This is a genomic window from Streptomyces sp. ME02-8801-2C, from assembly GCF_033793965.1.
GTDB lineage: Bacteria > Actinomycetota > Actinomycetes > Streptomycetales > Streptomycetaceae > Streptomyces.
The window spans coordinates 611800-634515 of sequence record NZ_JARAXP010000002.1 but is presented as its reverse complement, the minus strand read 5'-3'; the positions used below and the strand labels follow the sequence as shown (position 1 = coordinate 634515).

Below are 22716 nucleotides of genomic sequence, written 5' to 3'. Positions count from 1 at the left end.
GATGACAACCTCGAGCTCTCCGGCCACGCCTTCTTCCGCCAAGGCCCCCTCCGCCGAGCGGCTTTCGCCACCCGTCCGCACCTACCGCCTGACCGTCCCCCCGGTCTCCGGCATCCTGCGCCCCCGCCTGGTGACGGTCGCCACGCTGCTCGCCGTCGCGACCTTCCTCCTCTTCTGCTGGAGTCTGACGATCGGCGACTACCCGATCGCCTTCACCGACGTCGTACGTGCCCTGGTCGGCTCCGGCGACCCCGGTACCGTGCTCGTCGTCCAGGAACTGCGGCTGCCACGCTCGCTGGTGGGACTGCTGGCCGGGATCGCGTTCGGGGTGTCCGGCGGGCTGTTCCAGACCATGACCCGCAATCCGCTGGCCAGCCCCGACATGATCGGCCTCACCCAGGGCGCGGGCACGTTCGTGGTCGCGGGCATCGTCCTGGGCTGGGACGGCGGCCTCGGCACCCAGACGCTGGGCCTGCTCGGGGCGCTGACCACGGCTCTCCTCGTGTACGCCCTGGCCTGGCGACGTGGCACCACCGGCTACCGGATCATCCTGGTCGGTATCGGCGTCGCCTGGATCTGTACGAGCGCCACGGACTACCTGGTCGCCAAGGGCGGCCGGTTCCAGGCGCAGGCCGCGCTGGGCTGGCTGGTCGGCAACCTCAACGGACGTACGTGGTCGGACGTCGGACCGCTCGCCGTCGCCCTGGCCGTCCTGCTGCCGACGGCACTGCTGCTCGGCCGGCTGCTGCGCACACTCCAGCTCGGCGACGACGTCGCCACCGGCCTCGGCACCCGCGTACAGCCCGTACGCCTCGCCATCCTGCTCTCCGGCGTCGGCCTGATCGCCTTCGCCACGGCCGCCGCCGGACCGGTGGCCTTCGTGGCGCTGGCCGCCCCGCAGATCGCCCAGCGCCTCGCGCGCACCGCGTGGCCGCCCACGCTCGCCTCGGGACTGACCGGGGCGCTGATGGTCCTGGGCAGCGACCTGATCGCCCGTACGCTCATCTCCGGCACGGAACTGCCGGTCGGAATCGTCACCGGCGTGCTCGGCGCGCCCATCCTGCTCTGGCTGCTCGTCCGCGCCAACCGCGCGGGTTCAGGAGGCTGATCCCCATGTCGACGGACCCAACGATGCCGACCGCCGCCGCCCCGACGGCCCGTTCCAGCACCAGGACCACCGAGGACACCATGCCGGCCGATCCCCTCCCCCGCACCCCGGAGCCGGCCGCCGACCCGGACCTGAGGGCGAAGGGGCTGCGGCTGTCGTACGACAACCGGGTGGTCGTCGACGGCCTCGACCTGGCCGTCCCGCCCGGCCGCATCACGGCCATCGTCGGGGCCAACGCCTGTGGAAAGTCGACGCTGTTGCGTGCCCTGGCCCGGCTGCTCGCACCCCGCGAGGGCGCCGTCCACCTGGACGGGCGGGCCCTCCAGTCCATCCCCACCCGGGAGTTGGCGCAACGCCTGGGCATCCTGCCCCAAAGCCCGGTCGCCCCCGAGGGGTTGACGGTCCTCGACCTGGTCAACCGGGGCCGTTCGCCGCACCAGACATGGTGGCGACAGTGGTCCAAGGCCGACGAGGAGGCCGTGCACGAGGCGCTCGCCGCGACCAACATGACCGACCTCGCCGATCGTGCCGTGGACGAGCTGTCCGGCGGTCAGCGGCAGCGGGCGTGGATCGCGATGGCGGTCGCCCAGGGCACGCCCGTACTCCTCCTGGACGAGCCGACGACGTATCTCGACCTGGCCCACCAGATCGATGTCCTGGACCTGATCACCGACCTCAACCGCCGCGAGAACCGCACCGTCGTGATGGTCCTCCACGACCTCAACCAGGCCTGCAGGTACGCCGATCACGTCGTCGCCATGAAGTCGGGGCGCATCGTGGCGGAGGGTCCGCCGAGCGAGGTCATCACGGCGGAGACGGTGGAGGATGTCTTCGACCTGACGTGCCGCATCACCCCGGACCCGGTCAGCGCCACGCCGATGGTGATCCCGCTGGGCCGCCATCACCAGACGGCCCCATAGTTTCCTCGGGGGCGCTGCCCCCCGAACCCCCGCTCCTCAAACGCCGGAGGGGCTAGATTTCAGCCCGTCCGGCGTTTGAGGACGAGGCCCCTTCAGGGCCGAAAGCGGGGGTCTGGGGGCGCAGCCCCCAGGGATGGGACGGGTAGGGGCGGCGGGGGCGGATCCCCCACACCACATGCCGCCGCAGCGGCCCCTCCGGAACCGTCAGGTCGTCGAAGTCCTTGGCAGGGTCGTGCGTCATGCCAAGACGCCGCATCACCGCCTGTGACCGGAGGTTGGCGGCGGTCGTGATGGCCAGTACCTCCTCGAGGCCCACCCCCTCCTCGTCGAAGGCGAACCCCACCACCGCCCGAGCGGCCTCCGTCGCATATCCGTGCCCCCACGCGGAGCGGGCCAGCCGCCACCCCGCCTCCACCCCGTCGAACGCCATGTCGTCCTCGACCGGGTCCAGCCCGGCGAAGCCGACGAACTCACCGGTGCCCGTGACCTCCACCGCCCACCAGCCCCAGCCCCGTTCGTCGAGGTCGGCCTGGAAGCCGGCGGCGGAGGCCTCGCTCTGTTCACGGGTCAGGAGGTCTCCGAGGTGCTCGCGCACCTCCGGGTCGGCGTTCATGGCCGCCCAGGGGGCGAGGTCCGACTCCCGCCACGCGCGCAGGAGCAGACGTTCGGTTCGCAGTTCTGGCATCCCGCCATCCTGGCGTCACCGTGAACCGGCGTCGATCGGATATTGGCACTGCCTCAGGGCCGCGCCGTCAGATACCCGCCCATCGTCCGGAAGTACTCCGTCGCCGGAAGCTCCGTCCCGTCCTCCGTCCGGATCCTCTTCACCAGCAGACCCCGCAGCCGCCCGTTCCGGGCCTCCGCGCCCGCGACCACCACGATTCCGTCGCCCTCGCGGATGAAGATCCGGCCCGGTGTGCCGCCGTAGCAGCCCTCGGAGACCGCGGCCTCGACGATGCGTATCCGCTGTCCCCTGTGATGGGTGAAGGCGTTGGGGTACGGGTCCGACTGGGCGCGGACGAGGCGTTCGAGGTCCTCGGCGGGCCAGGTCCAGTCGATGCGGCTGTCCTCCAGGGAACGCTTGTGGAAGAAGCTCGCCCTGCTGCGGTCCTGCGGAATCCACTCCGCGCGCCCGGAGGCGATGAGCGCGAGGGACTCGTGGATCACCGGTGTGATCAAGTCCACAGTGCGGTGGAAGAGGTCGGTCACCGTGTCGCGCGCCCCCACCGGGACCGCCCGCTGCAACAGCACGTCACCGGCGTCGAGCTCGGCGTTCATCCGGTGGGCGGTGACCCCGACCTCCCGTTCGCCGTTGATCAGCGCCCAGATCAGCGGGGAGAAGCCCGCGTACGCCGGAAGCAGCGAGTCGTGGATGTTGAGCGTGCCGTGCGCCGGGAGGTCGAAGATCTCCGGGGGCAGCACGGTCCGCCAGTTGTTGGCGACGATCAGGTCAGGCTCCAACTCCCGCAGCTTGGCGAGGAGTTCGGGATCGTCGGGGCGGTTGCGCAGCAGCACGGGGATGCCGTGCTTCTCCGCGAGGTCGGCCACCGAGTCGTCCCAGATCTTCTCGTAGACGTGGTCGCTCTTGGGGTGGGTGACCGCCATGACCACCTCGTGATCGGAGTCCAGCAGGGCCTGGAGCGTGCGGTGCCCCCAGGTCTGATAGCCGAACATGACGACCCGCATAGTCGATCCTTCCGTAGACCACACCATTGCAAGGTAAGGCTAACCTTATTTAATATCAGTGGCGCCTAGGGGAAGGGAAGTTGCGGTGAACGCACTGCACGACGCGCCGGACGCCATATATGACGTGCTCGGTATCGGCTTCGGCCCGTCAAATCTGGCGTTGGCCATAGCCATCGCGGAACACAACGCACAAGCCGCGCCAGAGGAGCGGATACACGCCGAGTTCCTGGAACGCCAGCCGCGGTTCGGCTGGCACCGCGGCATGCTCATCGACGACGCGACCATGCAGGTGTCCTTTCTCAAGGACCTGGTCACCATGCGCAACCCGACCAGCGATTTCAGCTTCCTGTGCTTCCTGCGGGACCGCGGCCGGCTGGTGGACTTCCTCAACGCGAAGACCCTCTTCCCGCTGCGGATCGAGTTCCACGAGTACTTCGAGTGGGCGGCCGCCCGGATCGCGGACCAGGTCACGTACGACGCCGAAGTGCTGTCCGTGGACCCCGTGCTGACCGAGGAGGGCGAGGTCCGCTGGTTCGACGTGGTCAGCCGCGTACCGGGCGACCCGGAACGTACGGTGGTCCGCCGGGCCCGCAACATCTCGGTGGCCGTCGGTCTCGAACCGCATGTTCCGCCGGGCACCGCCCTGTCGGACCGCATCTGGCACAACAGCGAACTGGTCCCCCGCACGAGCGAGCTGACCGCCAAGGGCACCTCCGTGGACCGCATCCTCGTCCTCGGCGCGGGGCAGAGCGGGGCCGAGGCGGTGGACTACCTGCACCGCTCGTTCCCGGGCGCCGAGGTCTGCGCGGTCTTCGCCAAGTACGGCTACACGCCCGCCGACGACAGCCCGTTCGCCAACCGGATCTTCGACCCGGAGGCGGTGGACGTCTACTTCCGGTCCCGGCCGGAGGTGAAGCAGTCGCTGCACGAGTACCACCGCAGCACCAACTACTCGGTCGTCGACATGGACCTGATCGAGACGCTGTACGCCACCATGTACCGCGAGAAGGTCCAGGGCACCGAGCGGCTGCGGATGCGCAACGTCTCCCGCATCCGGGACGTCGAGCAACTGGACGACCGGCTGGACGTCACCGTCGAGTATCTCCCCACCGGAGAACGGGAGGTGCTCTCCTGCGACGTCCTCGTGCACGCCACCGGTTACCGCCCCCGCGACCTCGACACCCTGCTGGGCAGAGCCGCGAAGCTCTGCCTGCGGGACGACAACGACGCCGTACGAGTGGGCCGCGATCACCGCGTCGAGGCGGCACCTGAGGTCACCGCCGGCATCTACCTCCAGGGCGCGACCGAGCACACGCACGGTCTCACCTCGACGTTGCTGTCGACGACGGCCGTGCGTTCGGGAGAGATCCTCGACTCCCTGCTCGCCCGTCGCACGGGCGACGCGGTGGTGAGCTCTGGGCAGGCGTCAGCAACTTAGGGTACCCTCACCTAAGTTTTTGGCCTGTCCGGGTGAGCGCACATGTGCCCGGACAGGCCTTCCGGCCCCAACTGTCGTCCGATCCCGGAGGGTTACGGGTGAGTAGTCCTTCACAGCCGTCGGGGCGTGGCGTCCTGCGGCAGGCGGTCCGAGGGCAGCGGCGTGACGTCGCCCTCGGCGCGCTCCTCGGCTCCGGCCATCAGCTGGGCGAGGTGATGGTGCCGGTCGTCATCGGTCTGGTCATCGACCGCGCCGTCACGGGCTCCGACACCGGCGCCCTGCTGACCTGGCTCGCCGTCCTCGCCCTCGTCTACGTCGGTCTCGCGCTCAGCTGGCGCTTCGGCGCCTGGTCCACCGACCGGGCCGCCGCCCAGGCCGAACACACCCTCCGCGTCACCCTCGTACGCCGGATCCTGGCCCCCGGTGGCGGCGCCGAGGAGGGCCGGCTGCCCGGCGCCCTCGCCAACATCGCCACCGAGGACGCCAAACGCGTCGGCGCCGTCAGCATGGCGGCCATGGCCGGGATCTCCGCCCTCGCGGGCATCCTGGTCGGCGCGGTCGTCCTGCTGCGCATGTCCGTCACGCTCGGGCTCGTCGTGCTGTTCGGCACGCCGGTGCTGCTGTGGCTCGGCCATCTGCTGAGCAAGCCCCTGGAATCGCGCAGCGAGGCCGAGCAGGACCGGGCCGCGCACGCCTCGGCCGTCGCCGCCGACCTGGTGGCCGGCCTGCGCATCCTCAAGGGCATCGGCGGCGAGTCCACCGCGCTGGCCCGCTACCGCACCACCAGCCGCGACTCCCTCCGGGCCACCCTGAAGGCGGCCCGCGCGCAGGCCTTCCAGAGCGGCATGGTGCTCTCCCTCACCGGCTGTCTGATCGCCGCCGTCGCCCTGGTCGGCGGCCGGCTCGCCGCCCAGGGGGACATCAGTCTCGGCCAGTTGGTGTCGGCGGTCGGGCTCGCCCTGTTCCTGCTCGGCCCGCTGGAGACCCTCGCCTGGGTCAACGCCGAGCTCGCCCAGGGCCGGGCCTCCGCCACCCGTATCGCCGAGGTGCTGGCCGCTCCGCCCAACGTCACCCCGGGCACGGCGACCCTGACCCGGCCGGTACGCGGTGCCGTCCGGCTCACCGGCGTCACCCTCGGCGGCCTCAAGGGTCTCGACCTCGACATCGCACCCGGTGAACTGCTCGGCGTGGTCGCGACCGACCCCGTCCACGCCACCGACCTGCTGCGCTGCCTGGCCCGGCAGTCCGACCCCGAGTCGGGCACCGTCGAACTGGACGGCACGCCCCTGCGGGACCTGGACCCCGCCGAACTCCGCACCGCCCTGCTGGTCGCCGAGCACGACGCCGACCTCTTCGAGGGCACCGTCCGCACCAACGTCACCGCGTCCGCCCCGCCCGACGCCGACCCGGGACCGGCGATGACCGCGGCGGGCGTGGCCCAGGTCGCGCAGACCCTCCCGGACGGTGAGGACACCGCGGTCAGTGAGCGGGGCCGTTCGCTCTCCGGCGGGCAGCGTCAACGCGTCGCGCTGGCAAGGGCGTTGGCGTCGAAACGGCCCGTCCTGGTGGTCCACGATCCGACGACCGCCGTCGACACGGTGACCGAGGCGGGCATCGCCACCGGTGTCCGGGAGATCCGCAAGGGCCGTACGACCGTACTGGTGACCAACAGTCCCGCGCTGCTGTCGGTCACCGACCGGGTGGTGCTGCTCGAGGACGGCCGGGTCACCGACACCGCCTCGCACACCGACCTGATCAACCGTCACGAGACCTACCGAGCGGCGGTGCTGGCATGAGCGGCGACGAACTCTCCAGCAGTATCCGGGAGTTGCTGCCCACGGCGACACCGCGGCGGACCCGGGAGGCGGTCCGTGAGGTACTGCGTCCTTACCGTCCGCTCGCCTTCGGCGCGTTCGCCGTGATGGTCGCGGCGACCGCTGTCGGACTGCTCGTCCAGCCGCTGCTGGGCCGCATCGTGGACCTGGTCGCCGACCACCGCCCGCCGGGCGACCTCACCCTCCCGGCCGTCCTGCTGATCGTGGTGGCCGTCGTCCAGGGCGTCGCCACCGCGCTCGGGCTCGGCCTGGTGTCGCGGCTCGGGGAGACCGTGCTGGCGCAGTTGCGCGAACGGTTCGTCGAGCGGGCACTGCGGCTGCCCCAGGAGCAGGTGGAGAAGGCCGGTTCCGGCGACCTCAACTCCCGTGTCACCAGGGACGTTTCCGTGGTCGGCGAGGCGGTGCGCAGCGCGCTGCCCGAACTGGCCCGCTCCCTGCTGGCCATCGTGCTGACCTTCGCCGCGCTGGCCGTGCTGGACTGGCGCTTCCTGCTGGCCGCGCTGCTCGCGGTGCCCATCCAGGCGGGGACCGCGCGCTGGTACGTGCGCAACGCGGTGCCGCTCTACGCCGAGCAGCGCATCGCCATGGGGGCCCAGCAGCAGCAGTTGCTGGACACCATCGCGGGCGCCGGCACCGTACGGGCGTTCCGGCTGGAGGAGGAGCACACCGAGTCGGTCACCCGGCGCTCGTCCGCCGCGGTCGCGTTGACGATGCGCGGCGTGCGGCTGGTGCTGAACTTCTACAACCGGCTGCACCTCGCCGAGTACACCGGTCTCGCGGCGGTCCTGGTCACCGGGTTCCTGCTGGTGCGCGCCGACTCCGTGTCCATCGGTACGGCCACGGCCGCCGCGCTCTACTTCCACAGCCTCTTCGGGCCGGTCAACCAGGCTCTGGCGCTGCTCGACGACGCCCAGTCCGCGACGGCCGCGCTGGCCCGGCTGGTCGGCGTCACGGACATACCGGAGCCCGAGGCCGCCGCACCGATGCTCCCGGCACAGCGGAGTGAACCCGGCACGGTCACGGTGACCGGGGTCCACCACGAGTACATAGCGGGGCGTCCCGTCCTTCGGGACGTTCATCTCACGCTGGCCGCCGGGGAGCGGGTCGCGCTGGTCGGGCCGAGCGGCGCCGGCAAGACGACGCTCGCCAAGCTCGTCGCGGGGGTGCACGAGCCGAGCGCGGGCACGGTTGTGCTCACCGGCGCCTCAACGTCCGCCGACAGCCTGCAGGTTGCGCTGGTCACCCAGGAGACGCATGTCTTCGCGGGTCCGCTCGCCGACGATCTGCGTCTCGCGCGCGCCGACGCCACGGACGACGCCCTGCGCGCCGCCCTCACCGAAGTGGACGCGCTGGACTGGGTGTCGGCGCTTCCCGAGGGCCTGGCCACCGTCGTCGGCGAGGGCGGGCACCGGCTCACCGCCGCCCAGGTGCAGCAACTCGCCCTGGCCCGGCTGGTGCTGGCGGATCCGCCGGTCGCCGTGCTGGACGAGGCGACGGCCGAGGCCGGCAGTACCGGTGCGCGGCTGCTGGAGAAGGCGGCCGACCGGGCGATCGAGAACCGCACCGCGCTCGTGGTCGCCCACCGACTCACCCAGGCCGCCGACGCGGACCGGATCGTCGTCATGGACGGCGGCCGGATCGTGGAGAGCGGCACCCATGACGAGCTGTGCGCGGCGGCCGGCACCTACGCCTCCCTCTGGCAGGCCTGGTCCGGCACCCGTACGACAGCCGAGAAGCCCCCCACGCGTCCCAGCACCGAAACAACCACCACCGTGAAGGACCACTGATGTTCGGCTCTCCCAGAGGCACTCGGCTCGCCGCGGCGCTCACCTCCGTACTGCTCCTGTTCGGCACCGCCGCCGCCTGCGGCTCCGACGACGACTCCGGCGCGCCGGGCCCCGCCGCCGACGCGTCCGCCAACTCCGCCTTCCCGGTGACCCTTTCGCACAAGTACGGCAGCACGACGATCAAGTCCGAGCCGAAGCGGATCGTCACGGTCGGTCTGACCGACCAGGACGCCGTGCTCGCGCTGGGCAAGGTGCCGGTGGGCACGACCGAGTGGCTGGGCGGCTACAAGGGGGCCATCGGCCCGTGGGCGACGGACAAGCTGGGCGGCGCGGCGGTACCGACCGTCCTGAAGGACACCGGGACGGGCCCGCAGACCGAGAAGATCGCCGCGCTCCGGCCGGACCTGATCCTCGCGGTCTACGGCGGTCTGACGAAGGCGCAGTACGACACGCTGTCGAAGTTCGCCCCGGTGGTGGCCCAGCCCAAGGAGTACAACGACTTCGGCGTGCCGTGGCAGAACCAGACCGAGATCATCGGCAAGGCGCTCGGCCAGGAGGCCAAGGCGAAGGAGCTGGTCAGCGGGGTCGAGTCCGACTTCAAGAAGGCGGCGGCCGAGCACCCCGAGTTCGCCGGTGCCACCGCCCTGATGGCGACCCCGTACGAGGGCATCTTCGTCTTCGGCAGTCAGGACCCGCGCTCGCGCGTCCTCACGAACCTCGGTTTCAAGCTGCCCACCGACCTGGACAAGGTCATCGGTGACGAGTTCGGGGCCAACATCAGCAAGGAGCGCACCGACCTCCTGGACACGGAGGCGATCGTGTGGATCGTCTCCGACACCGCCAAGGACAAGGCGAAGCTGCGCAAGGACCCCCTGTACGCGGACCTGAAGGTGGCGAAGGAGGACCGTGAGGTCTTCGTCAAGGAGACCAGCGACTACGGCAACTCGGTGTCGTTCGTGTCGGTGCTGAGCCTGCCGTACATGCTGGAGCGGCTCGTCCCGCAACTGTCGGCGGCCGTCGACGGCAAGACGGCCACGAAGGTGGTCGAGGCGACGAGCTGACGGAACAGCAACTGGGCGTGGCCCGACCGGAGTTCCGGTCGGGCCACGCCCATGGGGTCTGTCCGGGAGCTATCGGCTCACGTGGTGGGCTTGATCTGCCACTGCTGGCAGTTGTTGTTCAGCCAGGTCCACTGGCGTACGTCGGCGCCGTTCGCGGTGGAGCAGTCGGCGACGTCGGCGACCTTGCCGGTGGACTCGTTCACGATGCGGACGTAGTCGCCCGTGGCCGTGTAAACCAGCCTGAACTTCTGGCAGTTGTTGTTCAGCCAGGACCACTGGCGCAGATCGGTGCCGTCGGCCGTGGCGCAGGCGGCGGTGTCCATCACCTTGCCGGTGGCGACGTTGACCAGCCGGCTGGTGTCGTTGGCCTGGTCCTCTATGCGCCACTTCTGGTTGGCGCCGCCGTTGCAGGTCCACTGGAAGATGTTGGTGCCGTCGGCGGTGTTCCCGCCCTCCACGTCGAGGCACTTGCCGCTGTTGCGGTTCACCAGCGTGTACGCGGTCGGGGTCGCGGCGGTCTCGCCGGACGGGCCGGGCAGCGTGGTGCCGAGCGCGACCGGAGTGCCGAAGTTCGGCGTGCCGTCCGCGTTCCAGGTGAACTTCTGGGCGCGGGTGGTACGGCCGTTGCCGCAGCCGCCCGAGGCCGAGTCGTTGGCGTGGTAGACGATCCAGTTCTCGGTGCCGTCGGGGGAGGTGAAGAACCCGTTGTGGCCCGGCCCGTAGACCCCGGCGGCGTCGTTGCGCTGGAAGACGGGCGTCTGCTTCTTCGTCCAGGAGGACGCCAACAGCGGGTTGGTACCCGTGAGTTCGAGCTGGCCGAGCTTGTAGTCGGCGGTCTGGCAGTAGCTGGCGGAGAAGGTGAGGAAAGTCCGACCGTCGTGGTAGAGCGGCTCGGGTCCCTCGTTGACGGGCGCCCCGGACGTCTCCCAGGCCAGCGTCGGCTGCGAGATGAGGCTGAAGGTGGAGCCCTGGATCGTGTAGGGGTTGCTCATCGGCGCGATGACCAGGCTCTGCTTGCTGCCGCCGATGGCACCGCTGCCGATCAGGTAGAGCTTGTTGTTGTACGTCAGCACGGTGGCGTCGATGAGCCAGCCGCCCGGGTCGAGGTTGGAGCCGGTGAGCTGGTTCTTGAAGGTGTACGGGCCCATCGGATCGGTGCCGGCGCTCTCCACCACGTACGTCCGCTGCTGGTCGCAGCAGGCGGCCCCGCTCGGCGCGCCCGAGTAGTACAGGTACCAGTGGCCGTCGAAGAAGTGTAGTTCGGGCGCCCAGAAGTTGTTGTTGCGGGTGGAGGTGGTGTCACTCCAGACCTGCACGCTGGGAGCCGTCGCGAGCCCGGCCAGGGTCGGCGACTTGCGCATGGTCAGGACGCCGGTGAAGGACGTGGTGACCAGGTAGTAGTTGCCGTTGTAGTACTCGAGCCAGGGGTCGGCGCCCTTCTGGGACTTGACAGGGTTTGTGTACGGACGCCCCTCGGCCGCACCGGCGGGCTGAATGCCGACGACAGGTACGAGCAGCGCCAGCAGAGCGGCCAGGAGGGTCAGCCAATGACGGGTACGGAACACAGATGCCCCTTCTCACAATCGTGATTCGAAATATCGGACAGTGTGCGTAACTTCGGCCAGAACATAGGTACGCGGGGTGCATGAGTCAACGGTTGTGACAGGTTCCGTTCCGTTTGGGCATGTCTCGCGTAAAAAACAAGTTGTCCGACCCGCCGAACATTGTTCGAAAACTCTTGACGCCTCTGGTCGCACCGATTGACACTCACGCAACGCGCGGACACACAGCCGAAACCTGTTGTCTCCCGCCCCTCCCCCGTGTCCGATCAGAGGAAGCCGAAACGATGCAACTCGCGCGATCACGCGGCCGTAGCAGACCCTGGTCCGAAAGGCTCGCCGGACTGACCGCCGCATCGCTTCTCCTGGGCCTCGCCGGGCCGTTGGCCATGTCGGTGCCCGCTCACGCCGACGCGGCCGACATCACCGACGGGCTGGCCCTCTGGTACAAGCTAGACGCGGCCTCCGGCACGACCGTCACCGACGCGTCGGGCAACGGCCGTACGGGCACGGTGAACGGGACCGCCGGATGGTCCAACTCCGGTGACGGGCTTGCCTTCAACGGTTCCGACACCTACATCAAGGTGCCGGACAACATCATGAGCGGCATGAACTCGATCACCGTCGCGATGGACGTGAAGATCGACTCCGCCCAGTCCAGCCCGTACTTCATCTACGGCTTCGGCAACACCAGCGGGTCGGCCGGCAACGGCTACCTGTTCACCACGGGCAACTCGTACCGGACGTCCATCGCCAGCGGCAACTGGTCGACCGAGCAGACGACACGGAGCGCCGGCACCAACCTGCAGCGCGCCGTCTGGAAGCAGATCACCTACACCCAGACCGGCAACACGGGCGTGCTCTACGAGGACGGCGTGGAGGTCGGTCGCAACACGGCGATCACCCTCACCCCCGGCTCCGTCGGTGCGGGCAAGACCACCGCCAACTACGTAGGCAAGTCGGTCTACCCGGGCGACAACCTGTTCAAGGGCAACATCCGCGACTTCCGCGTCTACGACCGGGCGCTGGCGAGCACGGAGGTCGAGCAACTCTCCGTCCCCATCGCCGCGCAGGGCGTCGCCGCCGACAAGTCGGCCCTCACCCTGGGCGACACCAGCGCGGTGACCGCCGACCTCACGCTCCCGAGCGCGGGCCCGGCCGGTGGCTCCGCCATCACCTGGGCGAGCGACAACGCCTCGGTGGTCTCGGCCTCCGGCGTGGTCACCCGCCCGGCCGCCGGTCAGCCGGACGGCCACGCCACGCTCACGGCGACCCTGAAGAAAGGCCCGGTGAGTGACACGAAGACCTTCGACATCACGGTCCCGGCCACCTTCGACGACGCCACCGCCACTCAGCAGGCCGCCGACGCGCTGACCCTCCCGAACATCGACGACGTACGCGGGAACATCACGCTTCCGACAACAGGCGCCTACGGCACGGCAATTGCCTGGTCCTCGGCGAACCCGGAAGTCATCGCGACCGACGGCGTGGTCCACCGCCCCGCGCACGGCGCCGGCGGCACGACGACCGAGCTGACCGCGACGATCACCAAGGGCACCGCCACCGCGACCCGGGTCCTGACGGCCAAGATCCCCGAACTCCCCGCCAGGGAAGCCCTCAAGGGCTACATGTTCAGCTACTTCACCGGCGAGGGCACCGCGGACGGCGAGCAGCTCTACGCGGCGCTCAGCAAGGGCAACGACCCGCTGAAGTGGCGGGAGCTGAACGACGGCAAGCCCGTCCTGACCTCCACGCTCGGTGAGAAGGGCCTGCGCGACCCGTTCATCATCCGCTCCCCCGAAGGCGACAAGTTCTACCAGATCGCCACCGACCTGCGGATCTACGGCAACGGCGACTGGGACGCCTCCCAGCGCACCGGCAGCAAGTCCATCATGGTGTGGGAGTCCACCGACCTGGTCCACTGGACCGACCAGCGCCTGGTGAAGGTCTCCCCCGACTCGGCCGGCAACACCTGGGCGCCCGAGGCGTTCTACGACACGGAGCTCGGCTCGTACGTCGTCTTCTGGGCGTCGAAGCTCTACGACAACCCCGACCACTCCGGCGACACGTACAACCGCATGATGTACGCTACGACCCGTGACTTCCGCACCTTCAGCGCGCCCAAGGTGTGGATCGACCGCGGCTACTCGGTCATCGACTCCACGATGATCAAGGACAAGGACACCTACTACCGCCTGTCCAAGGACGAGCGGAACAACAGCTCCTCGACGCCGAACAGCAAGTTCATCTTCGAGGAGAAGAGCGACTCGATCCTCAACCCGTCCTACACCGCCGTCGCCGAGGGCATCGGCAAGGGCGCGATGAGCGCGGCCGAGGGTCCGCTGGTGTTCAAGTCGAACACCGAGGAGAAGTGGTACGCGTTCCTCGACGAGTTCGGCGGTCGCGGCTACATCCCCTTCGAGACGACGGACCTGGCCTCCGGCGTCTGGACCCCGTCCACCGGATACGACCTGCCGTCCAAGCCCCGCCACGGCACAGTGCTCCCGGTCACGCAGGCGGAGTACGACCGGCTGCTGCAGACCTACCAGCCGGACCAGATCATCACGAGCGCCGAGAACGTGAAGGTCGAGACGCGCATCGGTGAGGCCCCCGTCCTTCCCGCCACCGTCATCGCCCAGTCCGGGGACGGCGTGAAGCGGCCCGTCGCGGTCACCTGGGCGAGCGTGGACGCGTCGCAGTACGCGCAGGCCGGCACCTTCACGGTGACGGGCGACCTCGCGGGCGACTCGGCCATCGCGGTCAGCGCCGAGGTCACGGTCTCCGCCGAGGGCCCCGACGTCCCGGCCGACCTGCTCCTGCACTACGACTTCGACGAGACCGGCGGCAACATCGCCCGTGACTCCAGCGGCCACGGCTACCACGGCACCTACGTCCGTACACCCGCCTTCGGCACCGGCGTGCACGGCGGCTCGTTCCAGATGTCCGGCGGCAACAGCAGCTCCAGCTCGCCGTACGTGAAGATCCCCAACGGGGTGCTGAAGGACACGAACAGCGTCACCGTCTCCACGTACGTCAAGTGGAAGGGCGGCGACAACTTCCAGTGGCTCTTCGGCCTCGGCCCGGACAACAACAAGTACCTGTTCGCCTCGCCGTCCAACGGCGCCGGCAAGCTGTTCTCCGCGATCACCAAGGCCACCTGGTCCGGTGAGAAGCAGATGATCGGCGGCTCCCCGCTCACCGCCGGCGAGTGGCAGCACGTCACCGTCACCCTGGACGGCGCGACCCAGACGGCGATCCTCTATGTGAACGGCGCCGAGACGGCCCGCGTGAACGGTGTCACCATCAAGCCGTCCGATCTGTACGACGCGTCGAAGGACTACTCCGGCTACATCGGCAAGTCCCTGTACTCACCGGACCCGTACTTCGGCGGCGAGGTCGACGACTTCCGGATCTACAACCGGGCCCTGACGCCCTCCGAGGTCCTGGAGCTCGGCGGCAACACCACCGGGATCGCCGCGGTGACCCACCCGGCGCTCAAGGTCGACGCGATCATCACCGACAAGGAGAGCAAGGTCGTCCTGCCCCTCAACCCGGGCAGCAACATCAAGGCCCTGGCGCCGCAGTTCATCCTGGCCCACGGCGCGACCATCAGCCCCGCCTCCGGCACGCTGCGCGACTTCACCAAGCCGCTCACGTACGAGGTCACCGGCTCGGACGGCAAGAAGCGCACCTGGACCGTCTCGGCGGTGGAGATGAAGAGCCCGGTGCTGCCGGGCCTGAACGCGGACCCGAACATCGTCAGGTTCGGTGACACCTTCTACATCTACCCGACCACAGACGGCTTCGACGGCTGGAGCGGTACGCAGTTCAAGGCGTACTCCTCCACGGACCTGGTCCACTGGAAGGACCACGGCGTCATCCTGGACCTCGGTCCCGACATCAGCTGGGCCGACAGCCGCGCCTGGGCGCCGGCGATGGAGGAGCGCAACGGCAAGTACTACTTCTACTTCTGCGCCGACGCGAACATCGGTGTGGCGGTGTCGGACTCGCCGACGGGCCCCTTCAAGGACGCCCTGGGCAAGCCGCTGCTGAAGGCCGGTGCCTACCCGGGCCAGATGATCGACCCGGCGGTCTTCACCGACGACGACGGCCAGTCGTACCTGTACTGGGGCAACGGCCACGCCTATGTGGTCCCGCTCAACGACGACATGGTCTCCTTCGACGCGTCGAAGGTCTCCGACATCACGCCGAGCGGCTACAACGAGGGCTCCTTCGTCATCAAGCGGGGTGGCGTCTACTACCTCATGTGGTCCGAGAACGACACCCGTGACGAGAACTACCAGGTGGCCTACGCGACCGGTTCCTCGCCCAAGGGTCCCTGGACCAAGCGCGGTGTGATCCTGCTGAAGGACCTGACCCTGGGTATCAAGGGCCCCGGCCACCACTCGGTGGTCCACGTCCCGAACACCGACGACTGGTACATCGCCTACCACCGCTTCGCCATCCCCGGCGGTGACGGCATGCACCGTGAAACGACCATCGACAAGCTGGAGTTCGACGCCGACGGTCTGATCAAGAAGGTCGTCCCGACCCTGTCGAGCATCGACCCGGTGACGATCGTCCACGCCGGCGCCGACGCGACGGGCCCGGAGGGCAGCCCGATCACGCTCACGGGCAGCATCTCCGGAGCGGGCACGCCGAGTTGGAGCGTGGCTCCGGGAACGCCCTGCACGTTCGCCGGCAGGACCACGATCCCGACGTCCATCACCTGCACGGACAACGGCTCGTACGAGGTCACGCTGACCGGTGGCCGCAGCAAGGACACCCTGACGGTGACCGTCTCCAACGCGCCGCCGTCGATCACCTCGGTCCAGGGCCCGAAGACCCCGGTCCCGGCGGGCAAGCGCACCCCGGTCCGCCTGTCGGTGAAGTTCACCGACCCGGGCCGGTCCGACACCCACACCTGCAGGATCGACTGGAAGGACGGCACCGCGCCGACGGCCGGCAAGGTCACGATCGGCACCTGCGAGGCGACCCACGCCTACCTGAAGGCGGGCATCGTCCGCCCGGTGATCACGGTGAAGGACGACGACGGGGCCTCGGCCACCACCCAGCTGCCCGAGCTGATCGTCTACAACCCCGACGCGGGCTCCGCGACGGGCAAGGGCGCCATCACGTCCCGGGCCGGCTCCTACGCGGTCGACCCGAGGCTGAGCGGCAAGGCGTCGTTCTCCTTCGGCCTCTCCTACCCGAAGAACGCCACGGTCCCGAAGGGCCGCACGGCCTTCGACTTCACGGCCACCGGGAAGCCGAAGCCGAGCGTGCAGCTGCGCGCCACGTCCTCCGACTGGCTGGTGATCACCGGCTCCACGGCGGTGTTCCAGGGCTCCGGAACGGTCAACGGCAAGGCCGGTTACGTCTTCCGGGTCACGGTGACGGACAAGCCCGACTCGTTCCGCATCCGGATCTGGAAGAAGTCCACGGGCGTCGTCCTGTACGACAACCGCACCGGGGCTGCGACGAAGGGCATCGTGATCGGCCGCTAGGCCGGATGTACCGGTAGCGCGAACACAGGGGCGCGCACACGGAGTTGGGCCTGACGGCCCGCTCGGTGTGCGCGCCCTCGGCGTTCCCGCCGTCACCCCCTCCCCAAATACGCATCTCAGATGCAACATTGATAGGCTGCCGCCGTGAGGCTGACCAGATACACGGATCTCGCCCTGCGGGCAGTGATGCGCCTGGCCGTCGTGGACGGCGAGGAGTTGCTGACCACGCGGCAGATCGCCGACTCCATGAACGTCCCCTATACGCACATGGCGAAGGCCATCGCCCAGTTGCAGCACCTGGGGGTGATCGAGGCGCGGCGCGGGCGCAACGGCGGGCTGACCCTCACCGACGCGGGCCGGCGTACCGGCGTGGGCGATCTGGTCAGAACACTGGAGGGCGACCGGGAGGCGGTCGCATGCGAGGGCGACGCGCCCTGCCCCCTCTCGAGCGCCTGCCGACTGAGGCGGGCACTGCGGGAAGCGCAGGAGGCCTTCTACTCCTCACTGAACGAGGTGACCGTGGCCGACCTCGTGACCTCCCCGACGGGACCGCTGCTGCTGACGCTGAGCGCTTCCCCGGGCTGACCGCCTCCTCCGCCTCGCCCGCCTCACGAAGAGATCACCATCACCGGGCGGGGCGATTGCGCCCAAAAATAAGCATCCCAAATGCCAATTACCAGCAACCAACGATCCAGGAGTGTGTCTGATGTTGTCCGCACAGTCGGTACCCGTGGTCCGGGCGACGCTTCCCGTGGTGGGAGCCTCGCTGAACACGATCACGGAGTTGTTCTACCGGCGGCTGTTCGAAGAGCGCCCGGAGCTGCTGCGGAACCTGTTCAACCGGACCAACCAGGCCACCGGCGCCCAGCGCGAGGCACTGGCCGGCTCGGTGGCGGCGTTCGCCACCCTCCTGGTCGAACGCCCCGACGAGCGCCCGGACACCGTACTGTCGCGCATCGCCCACAAGCACGTCTCACTGGGCATCACCGCCGACCAGTACCCCCTGGTGGGACGTCATCTCCTCGGGGCGGTGGCCGAGGTCCTCGGCGAGGCCGTCACCCCCGAGATCGGCGCCGCCTGGGAGGAGGTCTACTGGCTGATGGCCAACGCCCTGATCGCCATCGAGGCCAGGCTGTACGCCGAGGCCGGCGTCGAAAGCGGGGACGTGTGGCGGCGCATGGAGATAGCCGAGCGCCACCAGGAGTCCGCCGACGCCGTCTCCCTGATCCTGCGCCGTCCCGACGGCCGTCCCACCGCTCCCTTCCGGCCCGGCCAGTACGTCAGTGTGCGCGTGGAACTGCCCGACGGCGCCCACCAGATCCGCCAGTACAGTCTGTCCACCGCACCCGACCACCGGACCTGGCGCATCACCGTCAAGCGCGAGGACGCCGCCGAGGCCACCGTCCCGGCCGGTGAGGTGTCCTCCTGGCTGCACGCCCACGCCGAGGTGGGCGACGTGCTGGACGTCTCGCTGCCCTCCGGTGACCTCGTGCTCCCCGCCGCCGAGACCCCCCTCTTCCTCGCCTCCGCCGGCATCGGCATCACCCCCATGCTGTCGATGCTCGACCATCTCGCCCTCACCTCCTCCCCGCGTCCCGTCACCGTCGTCCACGCCGACCGCACCCCCGGCGACCACATCCACCGTGCCGAGCAGGCAGACCTCGTCACCCGTCTGGCCGACGCGGAACTTCACCTCTGGTACGAGAACGACGCCCACCGCTCCGCCGCGAGCAACGTCCTCGCCGGCCGTGCCACGCTCGACCACCTCACCCCCGCCCCGGACACCACCGCCTACCTCTGCGGACCGCTGCCGTTCATGCGCGCGGTGCGCGGCGAACTGCTGACCAAGGGGCTGCACCCCTCCGCCATCCACTACGAGGTCTTCGGCCCCGACCTGTGGCGTTGAGGGGCCCGCGGAGAATTTTCCCGTCTTCCGGCGAACAGCTGTCACAGGCAGAGCCGCTGTCCGGTCTTTCTCAGTACAGAGACCGAACGCGGGAGGAATCCGTAATGAAGATCGTAGTGATCGGTGGCACCGGACTCATCGGCTCGAAGCTGGTCGTCAGGCTCAACGAACACGGCCACGAGGCGGTTGCCGCCTCGCCGAACACGGGCGTCAACACGTTGACGGGCGAGGGCCTGGCCGAGGTTCTCGAAGGCGCGTCGGTCGTGGTCGACGTGTCCAACTCGCCCTCCTTCGAGGACCAGCCCGTCATGGACTTCTTCCGCACGTCCACGACCAACCTTCTCAAGGCAGAGGCGGAAGCAGGCGTCACCCATCACGTGGCGCTGTCCGTGGTCGGCACGCAACGCCTCCAGGAGAGCGGCTATTTCCGTGCCAAGCAGGTCCAGGAGGAGCTGATCAGGGAGTCCGGCATCCCGTACTCCATCGTCCACGCCACCCAGTTCTTCGAGTTCGTCAACGCCATCGCGGACATGTCCACCGAGGGCGACACCGTGCGTCTGGCCCCGGTCAGGTTCCAGCCCATCCACTCCGACGACGTGGCCGCGGCCGTCGGCCGCACGGCGGTCGGCACCCCGGTCAACGGCGTGGTGGAGATCGCCGGCCCGGATCTGTTCCAGCTCGACGAGCTGCTGCGCAAGGTACTCGCCGAGAAGAACGACCCCCGCACGGTCGTCACGGACGAGCACGCCACGTACTCCGGAGCCGAACTGCGGGACACCACCCTCGTCCCGGGCGCGGACGCGCACCTCGGCGAGACCCACTTCGCCGACTGGCTCGCAGCTGCGTAAGCCCCGATCCCCGCAACTCCCTGAACTCCAGGGTGTTGCGGGGATCAGTAGAACTGGCCAAGCCGGCGGGGCATCGTCGTATCAGGTCCTTGTCTACGCAGAACCCCCGCCCGAGCAAGCCGACGGGGGATACCGGGCCCGGGGCCGGTTCAGTTGTTCCGATCGTTCAGTACGTTCTCGCGGCTGGTCAGTACGTGGTCGATCAGGCCGTATTCGGCCGCCTGTTCGGCCGTGAGGATCTTGTCCCGCTCGATGTCCTGCTCTATCCGCTCCACCGGCCGGCCGGTGTGACGGGCCAGGACGGTCTCCACCAGCACGCGCACACGCTGCATCTCGCGGGCCTGGATCTCCAGATCGGAGACCTGTCCGCGCGCTCCCCCGCTGTGGGGTTGGTGCAGCAGTACGCGTGCCCCCGGCAGCGCAGCGCGCTTTCCGGGAGTGCCGGCGGCCAGGAGGACAGCGGCGGCGGAGGCTGCCTGACCGATGCAGACGGTCTGGATGTCGGGCTTCACGAACTGCATCGTGTCGTAGATCGCTGTCATCGCGGTGTGGGAGCCGCCCGGCGAGTTGATGTAGAAGGCGATGTCCCGATCCGGGTCCATGGATTCGAGACAGAGGAGCTGCGCCATGACGTCGTTGGCGGATGTGTCGTCGATCTCCGCTCCGAGGAACACGATGCGCTCCTCGAAGAGCTTGGAGTACGGGTCGTACTCACGCGTTCCCTGTGCCGTGCGTTCGACGAAGCGGGGCACTATGTACCGGGCCTGCGGTGGCGTACCGCCTAATGCAGAGGCCGGACGGTCGTGCAGGGCCATGGTCTCGGCTCCTCTTGGGGTCGGGTGTGATTCGGTGGCCGGACGCGGCCGGCCCGGCTCGGCCCCTGATGGGTGAGGGGGTCCTCGCCGGGCCAGTCCGTTGTCCGTTGTCCGTAGTCCGTTCAGGACACGAGCGTGCCACCGGCCCCCGTGACACCGGAGGCGGACTTCATCACCGCGTCGATGAGGCCGTACTCCGCGGCTTCCTGGGCCGTGAACCACTTGTCGCGGTCCGAGTCCCTGGTGATCGTGTCGACGTCCTGGCCGGAATGCTGGGCGATCAGCGCCGCCATCTCCTGCTTGGTGCGCAGCAGTTGTTCGGCGTAGATCTTGATGTCGGTGGCCGAGCCGCCGAGTCCGGCCGACGGCTGGTGCATGAGGATCTTGGTGTTGGGCAGGGCGTACCGCTTGCCCTTCGCACCGGCGGTCAGCAGGAACTGACCCATCGATGCGCAGAAGCCCATGGCGATCGTCACCACGTCGTTCTTGATGTAGTGCATGGTGTCGTACACGGCCATGCCCGCGGTGACCGACCCACCAGGAGAGTTGATGTAGAGGTAGATGTCCTCGCTGGATTCCGCGGCGAGCATCAACAACTGAGCCGTGAGCTTGTTCGCGATGTCGTCATCGACTTCCTTGCCCAGGAAGACGATGCGGTCGCTCAGAAGCCGGCTGAATACCTGGTCGCCCATTGCCATGCCGCTGATGCCGCCTTCACCCCGCGGCATCTGCGAGGCAGACGAATATTCGCGCGCTAAGGTCACTGAACCCCCAGAGATAATGGAGGCGGCGCTTGTGGCAGCCGCCCGGAGTATTTCCCTTTTCTTTATATCCGCTGCCACAGAATGCCAAATGCGTCGGCTTTTTGGTTAACCGCGGATACCGTCCCAACGCTAACACGGCAGCCGGGACGTGTCCTCGATTCCACGGCTGCTTCTGCTGACAGCAGAGGACCATCGGCGCAGCGGACTCGACGGTGTCCCGAAATCGAGTGGTGGCTGAAATACACCAGTCCTGGCGAACGATCTCGGCCACTCCGCTGGAGTTATCACAAACTCAGGCAGGCAGTCCCAGCTCTCGGGCGATCAGCATCCGCTGCACCTCGCTCGTTCCCTCCCCGATCTCCAGAATCTTGGAATCCCGCCACATGCGCGCCACCGGATACTCGTTCATGAAGCCGTACCCACCGTGGATCTGCGTCGCCTCACGCGCGTTGTCCACGGCCACCGTGGAGGAGTACAGCTTTGCCATCGCCGCCTCCTTCTTGAACGGCTTCCCCAGCACCAGCCGCGACGCGGCATCGCGCCAACCGATCCGGGCCATGTGCGCCCGCGTTTCCATGTCCGCGATCTTGAACTGGATCGCCTGGTGGGCACCGATCGGGCGCCCGAAGGCGCGCCGCTCCTTGGCGTACTTCACCGACTCGTCCACACAGCCCTGCGCCAGACCGGTGGCCAGCGCGGCGATCGCCACCCGGCCCTCGTCCAGGACGCGCAGAAACTGTGCGTAGCCGCGGCCCTCCTCGCCCAGTAGGTTCTCGCCCGGTACCCGCACATCGGAGAACGCCAGCTCGCGGGTGTCCGAGGCGCTCCAGCCGACCTTGGAGTAGGGGGCGTGGACGGTGAATCCGGGCGTCCCCGACGGCACGATGATCGAGGAGATCAGCGGGCGACCGTCCGGCTTGCGGCCGGTCACCGCGGTCACCGTCACCAGGCCCGTGATGTCCGTACCGGAGTTGGTGATGAAGCACTTGGAGCCGTTGATCACCCACTCGCCGGTCGCCTCGTCGCGCACCGCCCTCGTCCGGGTGCCGCCCGCGTCCGAACCGGCCTCCGGCTCGGTCAGGCCGAACGCGCCGAGCAGCTCGCCCGCGCACAGCTGGGGCAGCCACTGCCGCTTCTGTTCCTCCGTGCCGAACCGGTACAGAGGCATGGCGCCCAGGGAGACGCCCGCCTCCAGGGTGATGGCCACCGAGGAGTCCACCCGAGCCAGCTCCTCCAGGGCGATGCCCAACGCGAGGTAGTCGCCGCCCATACCGCCGTACTCCTCGGGGAACGGCAGCCCGAACAGGCCCATCCTGCCCATCTCGCGCACGATCTCGTACGGGAACTCATGACGCTCGTACAGGTCGCCGATCTTGGGAGCCACAACGTCGTGTGCGAACGCCTCCACACTGCGGCGGAGTTCCTCGTGCTCGAGGGTGAGGCGGTGGTCCATGGTGATCACCAATCCTTGGGCGAGAGGGT

Annotated in this window: 16 protein-coding genes; 10 read left to right on the top strand and 6 right to left on the bottom strand. The window is 68.9% G+C overall.

Annotated features, from left to right (window positions below; genetic code table 11):
• The first annotated feature begins 1 nt into the window (after position 1).
• Positions 2–1108 carry a FecCD family ABC transporter permease gene (locus PV396_RS07380; protein ID WP_319201625.1) on the top strand — a complete coding sequence of 369 codons (1107 nt, stop codon included), beginning with the start codon at positions 2–4 and terminating at the stop codon, positions 1106–1108.
• An 80-nt stretch (positions 1109–1188) separates the two neighbouring features.
• Positions 1189–2028, top strand: a complete 840-nt coding sequence (locus PV396_RS07375) for an ABC transporter ATP-binding protein (RefSeq protein ID WP_319202296.1) — start codon at positions 1189–1191, stop codon at positions 2026–2028.
• Between the two features lie 52 nt (positions 2029–2080).
• Here the strand turns inward: PV396_RS07375 and PV396_RS07370 are convergent, their stop codons facing one another.
• Together PV396_RS07370 and PV396_RS07365 are read right to left on the bottom strand one after the other, a co-directional pair.
• Positions 2081–2713, bottom strand: a complete 633-nt coding sequence (locus PV396_RS07370) for a GNAT family N-acetyltransferase (protein ID WP_319201623.1) — start codon at positions 2711–2713, stop codon at positions 2081–2083.
• A gap of 53 nt (positions 2714–2766) precedes the next feature.
• On the bottom strand, positions 2767–3714 hold the full coding sequence (locus tag PV396_RS07365) for a methionyl-tRNA formyltransferase (RefSeq protein WP_319201621.1): 948 nt from the start codon (positions 3712–3714) through the stop codon (positions 2767–2769).
• A gap of 85 nt (positions 3715–3799) precedes the next feature.
• On the opposite strand from PV396_RS07365, the gene PV396_RS07360 reads away from it, so the two are divergent.
• The 4 genes from PV396_RS07360 to PV396_RS07345 all read left to right on the top strand — a co-directional run bounded on the left by PV396_RS07360 (position 3800) and on the right by PV396_RS07345 (position 9835).
• Entirely contained in the window at positions 3800–5152 is a 1353-nt protein-coding gene (locus PV396_RS07360) for a lysine N(6)-hydroxylase/L-ornithine N(5)-oxygenase family protein (protein ID WP_319201620.1), read from the top strand.
• A gap of 98 nt (positions 5153–5250) precedes the next feature.
• The gene (locus tag PV396_RS07355) at positions 5251–6948 is read left to right on the top strand and encodes an ABC transporter ATP-binding protein (protein ID WP_319201618.1); all 1698 of its coding nucleotides are present in this window, start codon (positions 5251–5253) and stop codon (positions 6946–6948) included.
• Positions 6945–8774 (top strand): ABC transporter ATP-binding protein, encoded by a 1830-nt coding sequence (locus PV396_RS07350; protein ID WP_319201616.1) that lies wholly within the window; start codon positions 6945–6947, stop codon positions 8772–8774. Before PV396_RS07355 ends, PV396_RS07350 begins: the two co-directional genes overlap by 4 nt.
• A complete protein-coding gene (locus PV396_RS07345; protein ID WP_319201614.1) occupies positions 8774–9835 on the top strand; it encodes an iron-siderophore ABC transporter substrate-binding protein in 1062 nt (353 codons plus the stop codon). The genes PV396_RS07350 and PV396_RS07345 overlap by 1 nt, the downstream gene beginning before the upstream one ends.
• Positions 9836–9912: 77 nt before the next feature.
• On the opposite strand, the gene PV396_RS07340 is transcribed toward PV396_RS07345, so the two are convergent.
• Positions 9913–11400: a family 43 glycosylhydrolase gene (locus PV396_RS07340; protein WP_319201612.1), complete on the bottom strand. Its 1488-nt coding sequence runs from the start codon at positions 11398–11400 to the stop codon at positions 9913–9915.
• Between the two features lie 281 nt (positions 11401–11681).
• Between PV396_RS07340 and PV396_RS07335 the strand changes: the two genes are divergently transcribed.
• The 4 genes from PV396_RS07335 (at position 11682) to PV396_RS07320 (ending at position 19655) form a co-directional block, all read left to right on the top strand.
• Entirely contained in the window at positions 11682–16901 is a 5220-nt protein-coding gene (locus tag PV396_RS07335; RefSeq protein WP_319201610.1) for a family 43 glycosylhydrolase, read from the top strand.
• Positions 16902–17045: 144 nt separating this feature from the next.
• Entirely contained in the window at positions 17046–17486 is a 441-nt protein-coding gene (locus tag PV396_RS07330; protein ID WP_319201608.1) for an Rrf2 family transcriptional regulator, read from the top strand.
• 121 nt (positions 17487–17607) lie between these two features.
• On the top strand, positions 17608–18807 hold the full coding sequence (locus tag PV396_RS07325) for a globin domain-containing protein (RefSeq protein WP_319201607.1): 1200 nt from the start codon (positions 17608–17610) through the stop codon (positions 18805–18807).
• A gap of 104 nt (positions 18808–18911) precedes the next feature.
• Positions 18912–19655: an SDR family oxidoreductase gene (locus PV396_RS07320; RefSeq protein ID WP_319201605.1), complete on the top strand. Its 744-nt coding sequence runs from the start codon at positions 18912–18914 to the stop codon at positions 19653–19655.
• A gap of 149 nt (positions 19656–19804) precedes the next feature.
• Here PV396_RS07320 and PV396_RS07315 read toward each other — a convergent pair whose 3' ends face one another.
• The 3 genes from PV396_RS07315 to PV396_RS07305 form a co-directional block, all read right to left on the bottom strand.
• Entirely contained in the window at positions 19805–20470 is a 666-nt protein-coding gene (locus tag PV396_RS07315) for an ATP-dependent Clp protease proteolytic subunit (RefSeq protein ID WP_319201604.1), read from the bottom strand.
• Between the two features lie 122 nt (positions 20471–20592).
• Entirely contained in the window at positions 20593–21198 is a 606-nt protein-coding gene (locus PV396_RS07310; RefSeq protein WP_416071351.1) for an ATP-dependent Clp protease proteolytic subunit, read from the bottom strand.
• A gap of 328 nt (positions 21199–21526) precedes the next feature.
• A complete protein-coding gene (locus tag PV396_RS07305; RefSeq protein ID WP_319202293.1) occupies positions 21527–22693 on the bottom strand; it encodes an acyl-CoA dehydrogenase family protein in 1167 nt (388 codons plus the stop codon).
• Positions 22694–22716: the final 23 nt, after the last annotated feature.